Consider the following 16,782-nt stretch of genomic DNA (forward strand, 5'->3'; position numbering starts at 1 on the left):
GCCAGGATTGTTCTGCCGTCAGCTTCACCAGAACAACCTGACAACTGACAACGAACAACTGACAACTAATTAGCAGGCGTTGAGCGTAGCAACTCGGCAAAGGTGCTGCGCAGTTCCGCCCGGGTGTCTTCGCCGAAGGAAGCGTAGGCGGGGCTGTCGAGCAGCTGGTCAAACACTACCTGGGGCGTGAGCTCGTCGAGGTGGGGCAGGGGCGGGGCTTCGGCGGCTGCCGGGGCGCCCTCAGGAGTAGCTTCCACCTCGCGCCAGGGGCGGGGGCCGGCCACCACCCGGATGCGTCCTTCGGTGCTGAGCCAGGCTTCGCGCACCTGCTCCTGCACCAGGGCCCAGGGCTGGCCGGGGCGCACCAGTACCTCGGCCCAGGCCTCGTGCTGGAAGTCGCCGTTGTCGTACTCGGCCAGCTGCTTTACAACTTCCTCCAGGGTGCCGCGCAGGCGCAGCAGGCGGCGCTCGCAGGGCACGTCCAGGGCTTCGATTCTGGGGCAGCAGCCCCCCGCCTCAAAGGTGAGCAGCAGCACCTGCTGGGGGTGGCTGGTTTCGGAAAACGACAGCGGGATGGGCGCGCCGGAGTAGCGCACCCGCTCCTGCCCGCCCACCACCTGGGGCCGGTGCAGGTGGCCCAGGGCCACGTAGTCGAACAAGGCGGGGAAGGCGTCGGCCGTAATCTGGCCCAGGTTGCCGATGCTCAGGGGGCGCTCGGTGAGCTGGTCGTTGTCGGCGCAGCCGGCGGCGAAGAGGTGGCCGGTGGCCAGCACCGGCACGCCCTGCTCGCGGTAGTGAAGCAGGCAGTCGGCCACCTGCTGGTAGTGGGCGGCGATGCCGTCGCGCAGGCGGGCCTCGCGCTCAGCGGCGTTCTCGCCCGGCACCAGGCGGCGCACGTCGCCGTCGCGCAGGTACGGCACGGCGGCCACCACCAGCCGGGGTTCTTCGGCCCCGTGGGGCAGCCGGATACACTGTTCATCGAACTGCTCGGGCACGCCGCCCACCACGTGCACCCGAAGCCCTTTCAGCAGCGAAGCCGAAGCGTTGAGCGTGGCGGCCGAGTCGTGGTTGCCACCCACAATTACCACGTCGTGGCAGCAGGCCGAGCGGCGCAGGCTGGCCAGGAAGTCGTAGTACAGCTGCCGGGCCGCGGCGGGCGGGCTGCCGGTGTCGAACACGTCGCCGGCCACCACCAGCACTTCCACGCACTCTTCCTCAATGGTTTTCAGCAACCAGTCGAGAAAGCAGCGGTGTTCGGCCAGCCGCTCGTGCCCGTTTTGAAACCGCTGGCCGAGGTGCCAGTCGGCGGTGTGAAGTACGCGCATAGGGTAGAGTTAATCTCAAAGATAACCCCGGCCGAGGGAATGCAAAAAAAGCCCTGACGGGGCAGGCATTTCATGAGCCTAAATTGTTGCTAATATTTATACTGCCATGTTTGTTGATATGTCAAAACGACATTACTGGTGCGTGGGTATCGAAGAAATTGACCTTAACTCAACATCTCCTACACGCTTGGTAATCAACTCCAGCGCCTCATTCAAGTTATAGTAACCATGCCTTTCAAGCCAGCTAAAGCCAAATTCCGAAGGCACTAGTACTGCAGGAATAACTCCTTCATTAGTTTGTATTAGCAGCCCAAGGCTTAGCATATTGATGTTTTCAGACGTGTCTTTTTGATTATGATTTTGAAAAAGTCTACCATCAACAAATAATCGTTCTACCTCCACAATAATTAATACCTGAATTTCGGCATTTGATGTTACTATTTTGTACCAGTAGCCAGGTGCATTTTTCTTGAAATGTAGCCTTGATTCAAGCTGCTCTATTTTGCAAAAGAAAATTTCATCATACTCATTCTCAGCGCCGGCAGGGGGAGCGTCAATGCATTCCATCTTATAGGTTGTAGTATCGGTATTAAGGTAAAACGCATTGAGGTCCCATACTATCTCGACTGGCTTTTGAGAGATTAACTCTATTAATAAGCCGATTTCGCGGGCATCAAAACGGAAATCTTTCATAATAATTTTTGGGGCTGATATAATCAAAAAGCGCCAGGCAGAGAATAACCTACTGCCTGGCGCTAATCAATAAATTAGTTTGGCGTATTAATGCACCGCCTGCTTCTGAAACTCGGTAATGGCCTCGCCTAAATCGAGTACTTCCACACCAGCCAGGGCGCTTTGCACGATGCTGCTGCCCGCGGCCGAGCGGTAGCCGCCGGCGCAGTGAATCAGCACGGGCTTGTCGGTGGGGATTTCCCGGGCGCGCTCGCGCAGCTCGGGCAGGGGGATGAGCAGGGCGTCGTCGAAGACGGGCGTTTTGGCCTCGGCGCGGTTGCGGATGTCGACGATGGTGAACTGCCCGGGGTGCTCGCGCACCTGGGCCACATCCACGGTGGGGGAGGTGGCGGGGAGGCGCAGGGGAGCCAGCAGGGCGCCCTTGATGTTGCCCTCGTAGCCGATTTTGGCGGTTTTGCGGATTACCGTGTCCAGGGCAATCTGGGTGTCGGCAATGAGGTAGAAGGGCTCTGTGGGGCCTACCACCGAGCCCAGCCAGGTTTCGAACTTTCCGCCGTCCATGAGGTTGATGGCGCCGGGCAGGTGGCCGGCCCGGAACTTGGTCGCCGGCCGCGTGTCGATGATGAGCACGCCGGGCTGCAGCGCATCGTGGGGGCGCAGGTGGGGCACGGCCCGGATGCTGTCTTCAAAGCTGGGGGCCCCCTGCTTGTTCAGCTTCACGTCGTGGCCGAAGTACTTGGGCACGAAGGGCTGGTCTTCGAGCAGCACCCGGATAAACTCTTCCTGCGACATGGGCTGCAGGGCGTAGTTGGTTTTAAGCTCCTTGGCAATGGTGCTGTCGAGGTCGGGGCTGGTGGTTTTGCCGCAGAGCGAGCCCGGGCCGTGGGCCGGGTACACCTTGGTGGAGCCGGGCAGGGTCATGAGCTTGTTGCGGGTGCTGCGGTAGAGCTGGGCAGCCAGCTCCTCGCGCTTGTGGCCGCCTACGGTTTCGTCCTCGCGCAGGTCGGGGCGGCCCACGTCGCCCACAAACAGGGTGTCGCCGGTGAACACGGCGCGGGTCTGGGCCATCTCATCCATGAGCAGCACGCTGATGGAGTCGGGCGAGTGGCCGGGGGTGTTGATGGCGTGCAGCTCCACCGAGCCCAGGGTAATTCGGTTGCCGTCGTCGAAGGTTTTGTGGGGGTAGCGCGCGCCCACGAGCTTGCTGCAGTAGATGTCAGCTTCGGTTTCCTCGGCAATTTCCAGGTGCGACGACACGAAGTCGGCGTGGGGGTGGGTTTCAATCACGGCCACGATGCGGGCTTCGTGCTCGTCGGCGAAGTCGTAGTAGGGCTGGGGGTCGCGGCCCGGGTCGATGATGGCCACCTGCCGGCCGCAGCGCACGGCATAGGAAGCGTGGGCCAGGCCCTTGTCGTAAAACTGCTGAATTTGCACCGCCGACGCGGTGCTACTGGGAAGGGGAGGCATTTCGGATGGGTTTGGTGAGGCGCCGCGCGAGGCCAGGCGCATTGGCCAAATATAAGGAGAGTAGGGGTTAACCGAATATAAAGCAGAAGGATTTCCGGCGGCCCCGAAATTTTGGGGTAGAAACCCTCGGTAGCAGCGCAAAAAAAGAGGCCCCGGCTACAATAGCCGGGGCCTGCTGGTAGGAAAAGCCGAAGTGCTAGCTTTTTTCTTTCATTTTCATCTTGCCGTTCCCGTGACCATGGCCGGGCCCGTCGTCGTCTTTGTGCTCGTCGCGCAACTGCAGGAACTTGGCGTACTGCTCGGCAGTCAGCACGTCCTTGAATTTGGCGTCGTAGCGCTCCCGGAGGGCTTTTTTCTCGGTATGAGCTGCCCGTCCGTTGCCGGCGGTTTTCTCTTTGAGGGCTTTCATCTCCTGCTGGCGGGCCAGCAGAATCTGCTCGATGCGAGCTTCCTGGTCAGGGCTGAGGCCCAGCTCCTTCGCCATTTTCGCCGCCCGGTGGTCGGCTTTCTGCTCGGGCGTTTTCTTGTCTTTTTTCTCCTTTACTTTCATTTTGGCCGGAGCGGCCGCGTTGCTCGATTGAGCGAAGGTGGTGCCGGCGGTGGCGAAAGCAAGGGCGGCCAGCAGCAGAAGGGTCTTTTTCATGGGAGAAAGTGGGATAGGTAAGTGAGTTTGTGGCGGGTTAGAAGCGCAGGAGCCGCGCAGGTTTAATCTGCCGAACATCCTTTTACAAGGGTCGGGCCAAAAACAAAGCCCTGCTTCCGAAGGAGCAGGGCTTTGCAGGGTGCTGGCTGGACGAGCTATTTGCTGCTCAGCTTTTTGTATTTCGCAAACTGCTCGGGGGTGAGCACAGCGCGCAGCTGCTCGTCGTGCCGGGCGCGGGCAGCCATCGCGTCGGAGCCGGTTCCGGCCGGGTCCTTGGATTTGAGCTGCTGCATTTCCTGGCTCTGCCCCTGCAGGATGGTTTGCAGCTTGGTGGCCTGGGCCGCATTCAGCCCAAGCTGGCTGCTGTAGTCGGGGGTGCTGTGGGCGGCTGCTTTCTCGGATGCCGCTGGGGTTTTGCCGGCTTGAGCAAAGCTAGTGGTAGTGCTGGCCAGGGCCAGCACGGCGAGGAGGGTAAGTACTTTTTTCATGAAGTAAAAAGGTGTTTGTTAAGTTAATGGGTTAATAGTGGGGCGGTAGGCCGGCAATGTGAAGCCGCACAGTTGTTGATTGCCCAAATGTACACAGTGACGGGTGGGGGCCAAATTTGCTGCCTATATTTCGGCTTCGCTACCGTAGCTAGGCGTTTTTTCGCTGGCTTTTGCATCGGCTAGATGCTTTTCTCGTCACTGGTGTCCGACGATGGGCAACAACTGTTTCATATCCATTTCTGCTTTTCCAAACCAACTTACAACTTCTTTTCGAATGGCAAACATTTTCGCCAAAAAACCCCTGGCCCTGCTTCTGGGCGAGGCCAACTCCACCGGGCACGGCACCCTGCAGCGAACGTTGGGCGCGGCCAACCTCGTCGCGCTGGGCGTGGGCGCCATCATTGGCGCCGGCTTGTTTGTACGCACGGCCGCGGCCGCAGCACAGGCTTCCGGCCCGGGGGTAACCCTGGCCTTTATTGTGGCCGCTATCGGCTGCGCTTTCGCCGGGCTGTGCTACGCCGAGTTTGCCGCCATGATTCCCATCGCCGGCTCGGCTTATACTTACGCCTACACCACCATGGGCGAGTTCATCGCCTGGGTAATTGGCTGGGCCCTGATTATGGAATATGCCCTGGGCGCGGCCACGGTGGCCATTGCCTGGAGCGAGTACCTCAACAAGCTCTTGCAGGTGTTTGGGACCAGTATCCCCTACAATCTCTGCCATTCACCGTTTGAGGGCGGCATCATCAACCTGCCGGCGCTGTTCATCATCATCATGCTCAGCCTGCTGCTCATCAAAGGCACGCAGGAGTCGGCTACCTTCAATGCCGTTATTGTGGTGGTGAAGGTGGCCATTGTGCTGGTGTTCATCGCCGTAGGCTGGCAGTTTATCGACCCGGCCAACCATACGCCTTACCTGATTCCGGAAAATGCCGAGCCCGTGAAAAACGCGGCCGGCGAAGTAGTGCGCGAGTACACCGATTGGAATAAGCACGGCTGGGGCGGCATCCTGGGGGGCGCCGCCATTGTGTTCTTTGCCTTCATCGGCTTTGATGCCGTGAGCACGGCCGCGCAGGAAGCCAAAAACCCCAAGCGCGACATGCCCATCGGCATCCTGGGCTCGCTGGCGGTGTGTACTGTTCTCTACATCCTGTTCGGCCACGTGCTGACGGGGGTAGCGCCCTGGCGCGAGTTTGCCGACCCGGCCAAGGGCGGCGAGGCCTCGGTAGCCTACGCTATTAAGGAGCACATGCCCGGCTATGAGTGGCTGAGCACGGCCGTAACGGTGGCCATTCTGGCCGGCTTCTCCTCGGTTATCCTGGTGATGCTGATGGGGCAGAGCCGCGTGTTCTTCTCCATGGCCAACGACGGCCTCATGCCCAAGGCTTTCTCGGAGCTGCACCCCAAGTTCCGCACCCCTTACAAGTCTAACCTGGCTCTGCTGGTGTTCGTGGGCGCGTTTGCCGCCTTCGTGCCCGGCTCCCTGGCCGGCGACCTCACCTCGTTTGGGACCCTGCTGGCGTTCGTGCTGGTGAGCATTGGCGTGTGGCTGATGCGCCGCTCCAACCCCGAGCAGCCCCGGCCGTTCCGCTCGCCGCTGTCGTCGGCCAGCTTCCCGCTGGTGCCGGTGCTGGGTGCCGCCATCTGCCTGCTCATGATTCTGGCCCTCGACGCCAACACCCTGAAGCTGGCGCTGATTTGGATGGTGCTGGGCTTTGGGGTGTACTTCCTCTACGGCAAGCGCAACTCCAAGCTGCAGCAGGGCGTGGTGGTAGTGCCCAAGGAAATCGACGAGCAGGCCTTTATCGAGCCCGACAAGGACAACCTGTAGGGTCGCATGGTTTTTAAAAAAGCCCCGCTGGCAGTACTGCCGGCGGGGCTTTTTGCTGGCCGGCAGCGCCGGCTCAGGCAGCGGGAAGCGGGCTCCTGAACTTATTGAGCCAGGACAGGGCCTGGGCTTCTTCCGTAAACCAGCCGGTGTAGGAGAGGCTGGCCGGGCGGGCCGGGGCATTGGGGCCGTAGCCGCGCTGGCCCAGCTGCGCCCACTGCTCGGGGGTAGCCAGAAAGGCCATGCAGGGCCCTTCGCCCAGGGCTTCGCGCACCCGCGGCAGGTAGTCCTCATTCAGCCACAGGTAAATGGACGGGTCGCGGCGGTTTATATCGGCCCGGCCGTCGAGCAGCCAGTAGCGGCAGTGCTGCTGCCGGGCCAGGAGCAAAAACTGCTCGCATACTTCCAGAAACTCGTCCATCGACAAGCCCCGCCGGGCCCGGCCATGCAGGATGCCCCGGTCGGCCTGATAGCGCAACTCATAGTAGTCGGAAACGAAAAAAAGAGCACTGGGCATGGCGCAATCAATGAGCCCACAAGTACGTAGGTAAGGCCGAGATTAACGAAGGGTGGACTTACGCAGCCGGCTTTACTTCGCTTTTCAGCTTCAGCACCCGGTCGCCATTGTCCTGCACGATTACCAGGGCCGGGTCGTCGGGGCTGCCGTTGCGTTTTATCTCGCTGCCTTTGAGGCTGCGGCTGATGGGCTCCTTGTGCACCGATTCGATTTTGCCGGTGGCCGTGCCGGTGCCATACTTCCACGATACTTTACTGCCTTTGCGCATAGCTGTTAGGGCTTAGGTTGCTTGTCTTATTCAGCTGTCATTTTGTATCCCAATAGGTTGTCATGATACGTAGGGAAGTCCTCAAAGGCTAATTCCTTGCGACCTAACTTCCAAGCCCTAACAACCTAAGCCCTAAAACCTACTTCACTCCATCGAGCAGCTGCCAGATGACTTTAAATTGGGAGGCGTTGCGCTCGGTAATCTCGGTGTTGGTTACGAATACTTTGCCGATGCGGGTTTGGGGGTCGAAAAACAGAAAGGTGCTCAGGCCCGTGTCGCCGCCGGTGTGGCCCACGGTGCCGTTGCGGCGGTAGGCCCAGAACAAGCCCTGATTGGGCTCGGCGGGGTCGAGGTGCCGGGGCGGGTGGGCGGCCGAAAACTGTGGCTTCAGCAGGGAGTCGCGGGCGGCGGGCGGCAGCGGGGCCCCGGGCAGGGCCGGGTGGAGGATGCTTTGCAGGTAGCGGGCCAGGCTGTGGGTGCTGCTGAGCAGGCCGCCATCGGGGTAGGTGATGGTGTAGTAGGGCGCCACGGGGCGGCCCCCAGGGGTGTAGAGGGTGGCCCGCCGCGTGGGCGGCAGGCCCGCTGCTGCCAGCTCGGCCCCGCTCCAGCCCGAATCGGTGAGGCCCAGGGGCTGCAGAATGCGCTGCCTGGTATAGTCGGCAAACGTTTGGCCGGTGGCCTTTTCTATGGCCAGCGCAGCCAGGGCAGCACTCTCGTTGCTGTAGGCGTAGTAGCTGCCGGGGGCGTGGGGTACGAAGCGCTTGTGGCTGTACCACTGCCCGCCCCGGCTTAAGGTGCGGCGCAGGTACTCCTCGTTGCTGAGCGGGCTCGACTGGCCCTTGGCGTAGGCATGCTTGCTGTAAAACCGCTGGTCGTCGGTGAGGCCGGCCGTCATGGTGGCCAGCTGCCGCAGGGTGATGGGCTGCGCGGGGAAGTAGGGGTGCTGCACGGCGAAGGGCAGCAGCTCGTTTACGGGCTGGTCGAGACGCAGCTTACCGTCGGCTTCGGCTTGCAGCAGGGCTATGCCAATCAGCGTTTTGCTTATCGACCCCACACACTGCACGGTGGCCGGGGTGTAGGGCGTCCGGCTTTCCTTGTTGGCGTAGCCAAAGCCCTGCTCGTAGGCGATGCCCTCGGGCCTGACTACCGCCACGGCAAAGCCGGGCAGGCCCGACTGCTGCCAGTGCTGCCGCAGCGTGGCAGTGAGCGCCGCGGTATCGGCTGCCGGGGCGGGCTGGGCCGGGGCGGCAAAGGTGGCAGTTAGCAGCGCCAGGGAGAAAATAATACGCACAGGAGGAAAGGGATTGGCGGGGGAAATGGGCTGCCAAAGCTACGGCTGTTCCTGCCGTGGGCGGGGGCGGTTCAGCCCTTCAGGTCTCACATCGCAGGCTGGCCTGTAGCTTTGAGCTTCCCGAGCCAGCGGCTTCCAGCAAGGAAGCCCAAGCGCCGGGCTTGCAACTTCATGAGCTTCAACTATTCTCGGCTGCCCCTGGCGGCTTTGCTAACCCTGGGGGCGGGCGCGACCCTGGCCCAGCCCGGCAGCTACCCACGCAACGGCGTGTACGACCAGCGCCCCGGCCTCTACGCCTTCACCCACGCCACGCTCTTTACCGACTACCAAACCAAAATCGAGGATGCCACGCTGCTGATTCGCGACGGCCGGGTGGAAGCCGCCGGGCCGGGCAAAACGGTGAAGATTCCCGCCGGCGCCGTGGTGCAGGACCTGAGCGGCAAGTTTATCTACCCGGGCTTTATCGACCTGTACACCAACTACGGGGTGCCGGAAATAAAGCCGGCTGCCCAGCGCGGGCGGGCCCTGCCGCCGCAGATAGAAACCCAGAAAGTGGGAGCCTTCAGCTGGAACCAGGCCATTCATCCGGAGGTGAATGCTGCCGAGCTGTTCAAGGTAAACGACGAGCAGGCCGGCCAGCTGCGCGCCCTGGGCTTCGGCACGGTGCTCACGCAGCAGGCCGACGGCATCATGCGCGGCACGGCGGCCCTGGTAAGCCTCAGCTCCCAGCGCAAGGAAAGCGAAGCGCTGCTGCTCGACCGCGCCGCCTCGGCCTTGTCGTTCGACAAGGGCAGCAGCACCCAGGACTACCCCGGCTCGCTGATGGGCAGCATTGCCCTGCTGCGGCAAACCTACCTCGACGCCAAATGGAACGAGAAAGCCCCGCAGCGGGAGCAGAACCTCTCGCTGCAGGCCCTGACGCAGCAGCGCAGCCTGCCGGCTCTGTTTCAGGTGAAAGACAAGCTGTCGGCTTTGCGGGCCGACCGGCTGGGCGACGAGGCCGGCGTGCAGTACATCATTAAAGGCAACGGCGACGAGTACCAGCGCCTGCCGGAGATTAAAGCCAGCGGCGCCTCCTTCGTGCTGCCCCTCAACTTCCCCGACGCCTACCACGTGGAGGATGTGTACGACGCCCAGCGCATTCCGCTCGAAGACCTGAAGCACTGGGAGCTGGCCCCGGCCAACGCCGCCCGCCTGGCCCAGGCCGGCGTGCCCATTGCCTTTACCAGCGCCGACCTCAAGGACAAAAAGAAGTTTCTGCCCCACCTGCGCAAGGCCGTGCAGTATGGCCTGAGCGAAACCGCCGCCCTGCGCGCCCTCACCGACACGCCGGCGCGGCTGCTGAAAGCCGAAAACCAGGTGGGCGCCCTGCGGCCCGGCATGGTGGCCAGCTTCGTGGTGTGCTCGGCCCGCCTGCTGTCCGATGCCAACGTGCTGCTCGACAACTGGGTGCAGGGCGAGCGGTACCAGCTCAGCACCGTGCCGGCCGACTACCGCGGCGTGTACAGCCTGCAGCTGGGCACCCAGGCCGGCAGCCTGCTCATTCAGGGCAAGCCCGAAGCCCCCGAGCTGAAAGTAGTGCCCGCCCCCGGCGACACCCTGCGCGGCTCCCTCACCGTGACCAGCGACTTGGCCACCATCGTGTTCAGCCCCGCCGATAAAATCAAAGGAAAAGGGGAGAAGGGCCCGGACAAGAAACCAACAACCGACAACCCACAGCTGACAACTAACGGCGCCACCCGCCTCAGCGGCTACTACACCCAGGAGGGCCGCATCTTTCAGGGCGACGGCCTGCTGGCCGATGGTACGCCGGTGAAGTGGCGGGCCGTGCGCCAGGAAGAAGCCAGCCGCGCCGCCCGACGCGACTCGGCCAAGGTGACGCCCGCGCCCGCCCTGGGCCCGGTGGTGTTTCCCTTTGTCGCCTATGGCCGGACGGAGCTGCCGGCCAAGCAGACTACCCTCATCAAGAATGCCACGGTGTGGACCAGCGACGCCGCCGGCAAGCTGGAAAACGCCGACGTGCTGCTCGAAAACGGCCGCATCGCCAAGGTGGGCAAAAACCTGGCTTTGCCCAAGGGCGGGCGCAGCATCGACGGCACGGGCAAGCACCTCACCCCGGGCATCATCGACGAGCACTCCCACCTGGCCATCACCGGCGGGGTGAACGAGGGCACCCAGGCCGTGACCAGCGAGGTGCGCATCGGCGACGTGCTCGACCCCGAGGACGTGAACATCTACCGCGACCTGGCCGGGGGCGTAGTGGCCGCCCAGCTGCTGCACGGCTCGGCCAACCCCATCGGCGGGCAGTCGGCTCTGATAAAGATGCGCTGGGGCATGGCCCCCGAAGCCATGAAGATTGAGGGCGCCCCGGGCTTTATCAAGTTTGCCCTGGGCGAAAACGTGAAGCAAAGCAACTGGGGCGAGCAGTACACCCAGCGCTTCCCGCAGACGCGCATGGGCGTGGAGCAGGTGTTCGTGGATGCTTTCACCCGCGCCCGGGAGTACGAGCAGGAGCTGGCCGCCTACGGCAAGCTTTCCAAAGGTAAGCAAGCCAAAGCCGAGGCCCCGCGCCGCGACCTGGAGCTGGACGCGCTGGTGGAAATCCTGCGCCAGCGCCGCTTCATCACCTGCCACAGCTACGTGCAAAGCGAAATCAACATGCTGCTGGGTGTGGCCGACCGCATGGGCTTCAAGGTGAACACCTTCACCCACATCCTGGAAGGCTACAAGGTGGCCGACCTGATGAAGGCCCACGGGGTGAATGCCAGCACTTTCTCCGACTGGTGGGCCTACAAAAACGAGGTGCGCGACGCCATTCCCTACAACGCCGCCATCATGACCCGCGTGGGCCTGAACGTGGCCATCAACTCCGACGACGCCGAGATGAGCCGCCGCCTCAACCAGGAGGCAGCCAAAACGGTGAAGTACGGCGGCCTGAGCGAGGAAGAAGCCCTGAAGCTGGTGACCATCAACCCGGCCAAAATGCTGCACCTCGACGCCCGCATGGGCTCCATCAAGGAAGGCAAGGACGCCGACGTGGTGCTCTGGAACGACAACCCCCTGAGCATCTATGCCAAGCCGGAGTACACCTTCGTGGATGGCCGCGAGCTGTTCAGCCTCAGCACCGACACCCAGCTGCGGGCCGACATGCAGCGCGAGCGGCAGCGCCTGGTGCAGGCCATGCTGCAAGCCAAGAAAGGCGGCGCCCCCACCCAGGCCCCGGCCGCCAAAGCCAAGGGCCTCTACCACTGCGACACGCTGGGCGAAGCCACCGAGCAGTAAGGCAGGTTGTTGCCGCAGCTCTCCCTAACTCAAGCACAGTTTACACCATCGGTTGGCCTCGCCGACCAGGGAGCAAAGGCAGAGCGAACAAACTATGACGGCATCAGGGAGAAATCTGAGGCCCGAAGTCATGAAAAAATTTAAAAACCGGCCCGCTGATGCGGTGCCCCGTCTCATGGATATCAAGCTAAGAATTGCCCTGCTGCTGGCCCTGCCCCTGGCCACTCACGCCCAGGTTCCCACGCCCGCCCCGGCCCAGGCAAAACCCATTCTTATAACCGGGGCCACGCTGCACGTAGGAAACGGCACGGTGGTGCCCAACGCCGCCGTGGCCTTCGACAAAGGCCGCCTGACATATGCCGGCCCCGCCGCTGGCTTCAGCGGCGACCGCAGCGGCTACGAAACCATTGCCGCCGACGGCCAGCACCTCTACCCCGGCCTCATCGTGCCCAGCACGCCCATGGGCCTGACCGAGATTGAGGCCGTGCGGGCCACCGTGGACGAGGCCGAGGTGGGCTCGCTCAACCCCAACGTGCGCAGCCTCATTGCCTACAACACCGATTCTGACATCCTGCCCACCGTGCGCACCAACGGCGTGCTGCTGGCCCAGACCACGCCCCAGGGCGGCCTGCTCTCGGGCCAGAGCAGCGTGGTGCAGCTCGACGCCTGGAACTGGCAGGATGCCGTGGTGCGTGCCGACGACGGCCAGCACCTGCGCTGGCCGGCCATGATATTCCGGCTCAACCCCAACGAGGAAACCGCCCAGCTTGACCGCCGCCAGAAAGCCCGCGAAACCCAGCTGCGCGACCTGGAGCAGCTGCTGGCCGAAGCCAGCGCCTACCGCCAGCTGCCCGCCGGCCGCAAGGAAAACCTGCGCCTGGCCGCGCTGAGCGGCTTGTTCGACGGCAGCAAAACCCTGTACATCCACACCGACTACGGCAAGGAGATTATCGAGTCGGTGCGCTTTGCCAAGCGCCTGGGGGTGCAGCAGGTGGCCGTGGTAGGGGCCCGCGACGCCTGGATGGTGCTCGACTTCCTCAAGCAGAACGACATCAGCGTGGTGGTGAGCCGCCTGCACGCCCTGCCCCGGCGCGATGCCGACGACTACGACCAGCCCTACAAGCTGCCGGCCCAGCTGCAGGCCGCCGGTGTGCGCTTCTGCCTCGACTACCAGGGCGACCAGGAGGTGCCCGGCTCCCGCAACCTGGCCTTCATTGCCGGCACCGCCGCCGCCTTCGGCCTTACCAAAGAGCAGGCCCTCACGGCCGTCACCTATACCACAGCCCAGATTTTGGGCATCGCCAAAGACTACGGTAGCCTGGAGACCGGCAAAAGCGCCACCCTGGTGCTCAGCCGCGGCGACCTGCTCGATATGCGCAGCAACGCCGTCACCCGCGCCTTTATCGATGGGCGCGACGTGAACCTGAACAGCAAGCAAACCTATCTGGAGCAGAAGTTCCGGGGCAAGTATGGGGTGAAGTAGGGCAATAAGCGCCTAATGCGCATTTTTAGTAGCGGTTGCAAGGTGAGCGTTAAAAGCCAATCTATTTGGGTTTTAACGCTCACCTTTTAACCGCTTGATTATTATTCTGTCGCCTCGATTGAAGTTTGCTTTAATTACAATCTCTCTTATTAACATTATACTTGTATCGGACTTACTCACCTAAACATTCCGCTATGTCGTACTTGCTTACCATGCTGCTGGCTTTCCTTGGCCTCGACCCCTCCCACACCGAAGTAAAGGTGCTGGATGACCACACGTTCATTGTCGACGGCCGCACCTATGATGTGGAAGAATCTATGGGGTTCGATGAGAGAAACGATTTGGTAGAAGGCATTGAGATTCATCAGGAGCGTTTCTCGGCCTTTTATCACTCCTAAGGCCTCGTCGCTCCGCCCAATCCATCACAGCCGGACCAGCAGGGTTCGGCTGTTTTTTTATTCCTGCCCATGCGAACTGCCCGCCCGAAGCTGTCCGTCTGCGTTATCACCCGCAACGAAGAGCGTTTTATTGGCCAATGCCTGGCCTCGGTGGCCGTACTGCAGCCCCACGAGCTGATTGTAGTCGACTCCGGCTCCACCGACCGCACGGTGGCCATTGCGGAGGCCCATGGGGCGCGGGTGCTGCCCATCACCTGGCGCGACGATTATGCCTGGGCCCGCAACCAGGCCATTGAGCAGGCCAGTGGCGACTGGATTCTGTTTCTGGACGCCGACGAGTACTGGGAGGGTGGGGCCCTGGGGCCGCTGCTGGCCCGCACACCGCCCGCTGTGGGGGGCTTTCTGCTGGAGCGGGCCGACGTCTACCTCGACCCCGACTCGGGCCGAAAAATCAGCTGCCCGGTCGGTATAGTCCGCCTGTTTCGCAAAAACGCGACGTTTCGCTACGCCTACCGTGTGCACGAGCAAATCAACAGCAGCATCAGCGGGGCCAGCAGCCGCATCGAAGTGCTGAGGGCCGGGCGGCTGATTCACCAGGTGTTTGCCCTGAGCCAGGAGTTTATTCAGCGCAAGCAAGCCAACTACCTGCGCCTGCTTGAGGAGAGCCTGCGGGAGGCGCCGCAGGATGAGTGGCTGCGCTATCAGCAAGCCAAAACGCTGTGGTTTCTGAAGCGGGAACCCGAAGCTCTGCAGCTGTTCAGGGAGTTGAGTGGGCCTTACACAGCTTCCCTGGTTATTCGCTGCTCGGCGTGCTGCAACGCGGCCATCCTGCTGCAGGCGGCCGGCCAGGCCCCGGCCGCCATTGCCCTGCTCCAACACAGCCTGCAGCTCCATCCGGGCCAGTCGCTGGGCTACCTTATTCTGGGCGACGTGTATTACGGGCAAGGCCAGTACGGCCGGGCCGCGCAGTGCTACCTCCGCACCAAAAGCTCGCTCAATACCCTGCGCTTCGAGGCCATCATTCCCGGCGACCTCTACCTCTATCCGGCCGAGCGGCTTTACAAGCTGGGCTGCTGCTTTCTGGCCGCGGGCCGCTTCACGCTGGCCCGGCTGCTGTTTCGCTGGGGCCTGCACCGGCAAGCCAGCAGCGTAAACTGCCTCTATGGCTTGGCCATCGTGGCGCTGGCCCGGCGCGATATGGCTGCCGCCCGGCGCTATACCCGGCGCTGCCAGGCCGAAAACCCCGAGTGGCAGCGCTTGCGCGAGCTCAGTTCCCGGCTGGGACTGGAGGCTAGCCCAGCAGCTGTTACATGGGGATAAGAACGCAGCCCCTGTGCCCACCCCGCGCAGTCAAGCCACGCTTGCTTCAGCCTTGCTCGGTGGCGATAAAGTTCGCTCATTGGTGTTGATAGTCAGGTAAGTAAAGGGTACGCCTGCTCCAGGGCTGGGGACGATGCCGGCTGTGCTTCACCCTGAGGTATATCCGTACTGGCACGGATGCGCTCTGCAGGTCAAAAACCGGCAGTTCCCAGGAACTCCCCATTTTCGGGTGATTAACTTCACTGGCAGAGTAGCCAGAGGTTTTTGGCCTATGAAAAACTATTTTACACTCGTTTTAAAAGTGTGCCTGGCGTGGTCAGGGCTGCTGTTAAATGCTCAGGCGCAAGCGCCCGTGAACCGACAGATAGACTCGCTCGAAGCATTGCTCCAAAAGCAGCCTGCACCCGATACCATGCGGGTGAAGTGGTTGGTGGCGCTGGCCAATAAGCTAAGCGCGGCCCGGCCGCGCGAAGCCGCCGTCCGGGCCCGGCAGGCGATGCGCACGGCCCAGCAGCTGAAGTACCCGCGGGGAGAGGCCGCCGCCTTTATGGAGCTGGCCGTGTGCGCCTACGAGCGCGGCGACCTGGACAGCGCCGAAGTATTCTTCTCCAGCAGCCTGGCTTTGTGGAAAGCGCATCGCATTATGCGGGGCACTATACGGGCGCAAAACGGACTGGCCAGCGTCTACGCCAACCGGGGCAAATTCAACGAGGCCCTGCAGCTGTTTATTGCCAGCCTGGAAGTGGCCGAGCGCATCGGCGACAAGAAAATGCAGGTCCGGGCCCTCTCAAACATGGGCTCCCTGGCCGAGCAGCTGCTGGACAACGAGCGGGCGCTGCGCTACTATGGGCGCTGCCTGGCTCTGGCCGATTCGGTGGCCGACGTGCATGAGTACGAAACCTGCCTGTGTAACATCGCCGGGCTGTATTTAAACGAAAAGAAGTTTGACCAGGCTGCCCCCTATGTGGCGCGGGCACTGGCCCTGAACAAGCTCAGCGACGATGCCCAGAACCGGGGTACCATGCAAATGGCCCTCGGACAGATTGCGCTTGCTAAAAAAGAGATGAGCAAGGCCACTACGAACTTCAATAGTGCGCTTGCCCTCGGGCAGGAGGTAGGCGATAATTACTTGATGAGTCGGGCGCTGCTGCTGCTGGGGCGCACGGCCGGCGAGCAAGCACAGCACCAGGCCGCCTTAGCCTACTATCAGCGGGCTTTGCCACTGGTGCTGGAAATAGGCATGTTTGAGAATATCAGGGACGTGTACAGCGGGCTGGCAGCCGCCTACAATGGCTTGGGGCAATTTGAGAAAGCCTTTCAAAGCCAGCAAAAGCACATAGCCTTCGGCGACTCAGCTATTAAAGAGAAGACAATAACCGAAACCCGACTGCTGCAGAACCGCTTCGAAACCGAGCGAAAAGAAGCCCAGAACCGCCTGCAGGCGGCGCAGCTGAAAACGCAGCAGCAGGTGATACGCCGCCGCAACACCCAGCTGCTGGCCGGGGCCGTGGTGGCGGCCCTGCTGCTGGCGCTGGCGGCGCTGCTCTACAACCGCCGCCGGCTGCAGCAGCGCGTGGAGCTGGAGCAGGAGCGCCAGCGCCTGGAGCGGCTGCGGGCGGCGGCGGTGCTCGAAGCCGAGGAAGCCGAGCGGCGGCGCATCGGCTCGGACCTGCACGACGGGGTGGGGCAGCTGCTGACCGCCGCCAAGCTCAACCTGCACGCCTTGGGCGAGGAGCTGGGCCTGCCCACCCAGGGCCAGCAGGCCATGCTGCAGAACGC

The 16,782-nt window shown here is 62.5% G+C and carries 14 protein-coding genes; 6 read left to right on the forward strand and 8 right to left on the reverse strand.

What is annotated here, in order from left to right:
• Positions 1–65: 65 nt before the first annotated feature.
• The 5 genes from ABD919_RS22665 to ABD919_RS22685 all read right to left on the reverse strand — a co-directional run bounded on the left by ABD919_RS22665 (position 66) and on the right by ABD919_RS22685 (position 4,616).
• Positions 66–1,325: an exonuclease SbcCD subunit D C-terminal domain-containing protein gene (locus tag ABD919_RS22665; RefSeq protein WP_345238375.1), complete on the reverse strand. Its 1,260-nt coding sequence runs from the start codon at positions 1,323–1,325 to the stop codon at positions 66–68.
• Positions 1,326–1,457: 132 nt separating this feature from the next.
• Positions 1,458–2,018 (reverse strand): hypothetical protein, encoded by a 561-nt coding sequence (locus ABD919_RS22670; RefSeq protein WP_345238376.1) that lies wholly within the window; start codon positions 2,016–2,018, stop codon positions 1,458–1,460.
• An 87-nt stretch (positions 2,019–2,105) separates the two neighbouring features.
• Entirely contained in the window at positions 2,106–3,485 is a 1,380-nt protein-coding gene (locus tag ABD919_RS22675; RefSeq protein ID WP_345238377.1) for an MBL fold metallo-hydrolase, read from the reverse strand.
• A gap of 196 nt (positions 3,486–3,681) precedes the next feature.
• A complete protein-coding gene (locus ABD919_RS22680; protein WP_345238378.1) occupies positions 3,682–4,128 on the reverse strand; it encodes a hypothetical protein in 447 nt (148 codons plus the stop codon).
• Positions 4,129–4,283: 155 nt separating this feature from the next.
• Complete coding sequence (locus ABD919_RS22685; RefSeq protein WP_345238379.1) at positions 4,284–4,616, reverse strand: hypothetical protein; 333 nt, start codon at positions 4,614–4,616, stop codon at positions 4,284–4,286.
• Between the two features lie 274 nt (positions 4,617–4,890).
• On the opposite strand from ABD919_RS22685, the gene ABD919_RS22690 reads away from it, so the two are divergent.
• Positions 4,891–6,447: an amino acid permease gene (locus tag ABD919_RS22690; protein WP_345238380.1), complete on the forward strand. Its 1,557-nt coding sequence runs from the start codon at positions 4,891–4,893 to the stop codon at positions 6,445–6,447.
• Between the two features lie 73 nt (positions 6,448–6,520).
• Here ABD919_RS22690 and ABD919_RS22695 read toward each other — a convergent pair whose 3' ends face one another.
• The 3 genes from ABD919_RS22695 to ABD919_RS22705 all read right to left on the reverse strand — a co-directional run bounded on the left by ABD919_RS22695 (position 6,521) and on the right by ABD919_RS22705 (position 8,520).
• On the reverse strand, positions 6,521–6,961 hold the full coding sequence (locus ABD919_RS22695) for a hypothetical protein (protein ID WP_345238381.1): 441 nt from the start codon (positions 6,959–6,961) through the stop codon (positions 6,521–6,523).
• A gap of 58 nt (positions 6,962–7,019) precedes the next feature.
• On the reverse strand, positions 7,020–7,229 hold the full coding sequence (locus ABD919_RS22700; protein WP_345238382.1) for a hypervirulence associated TUDOR domain-containing protein: 210 nt from the start codon (positions 7,227–7,229) through the stop codon (positions 7,020–7,022).
• Positions 7,230–7,368: 139 nt separating this feature from the next.
• A complete protein-coding gene (locus ABD919_RS22705) occupies positions 7,369–8,520 on the reverse strand; it encodes a serine hydrolase domain-containing protein (RefSeq protein WP_345238383.1) in 1,152 nt (383 codons plus the stop codon).
• 171 nt (positions 8,521–8,691) lie between these two features.
• On the opposite strand from ABD919_RS22705, the gene ABD919_RS22710 reads away from it, so the two are divergent.
• The 5 genes from ABD919_RS22710 to ABD919_RS22730 all read left to right on the forward strand — a co-directional run.
• Positions 8,692–11,802 carry an amidohydrolase family protein gene (locus ABD919_RS22710; protein ID WP_345238384.1) on the forward strand — a complete coding sequence of 1,037 codons (3,111 nt, stop codon included), beginning with the start codon at positions 8,692–8,694 and terminating at the stop codon, positions 11,800–11,802.
• Positions 11,803–11,932: 130 nt separating this feature from the next.
• Complete coding sequence (locus tag ABD919_RS22715) at positions 11,933–13,285, forward strand: amidohydrolase family protein (protein WP_345238385.1); 1,353 nt, start codon at positions 11,933–11,935, stop codon at positions 13,283–13,285.
• Between the two features lie 194 nt (positions 13,286–13,479).
• Complete coding sequence (locus ABD919_RS22720) at positions 13,480–13,683, forward strand: hypothetical protein (RefSeq protein WP_345238386.1); 204 nt, start codon at positions 13,480–13,482, stop codon at positions 13,681–13,683.
• Positions 13,684–13,752: 69 nt separating this feature from the next.
• The gene (locus ABD919_RS22725; protein WP_345238387.1) at positions 13,753–15,003 is read left to right on the forward strand and encodes a glycosyltransferase; all 1,251 of its coding nucleotides are present in this window, start codon (positions 13,753–13,755) and stop codon (positions 15,001–15,003) included.
• Positions 15,004–15,355: 352 nt separating this feature from the next.
• Positions 15,356–16,782, forward strand: a 1,427-nt coding sequence (locus tag ABD919_RS22730) for an ATP-binding protein (protein ID WP_345238388.1), incomplete at its 3' end; no start/stop codon positions are given.

Source organism: Hymenobacter saemangeumensis (genome assembly GCF_039541835.1).
Lineage (GTDB): Bacteria > Bacteroidota > Bacteroidia > Cytophagales > Hymenobacteraceae > Hymenobacter > Hymenobacter saemangeumensis.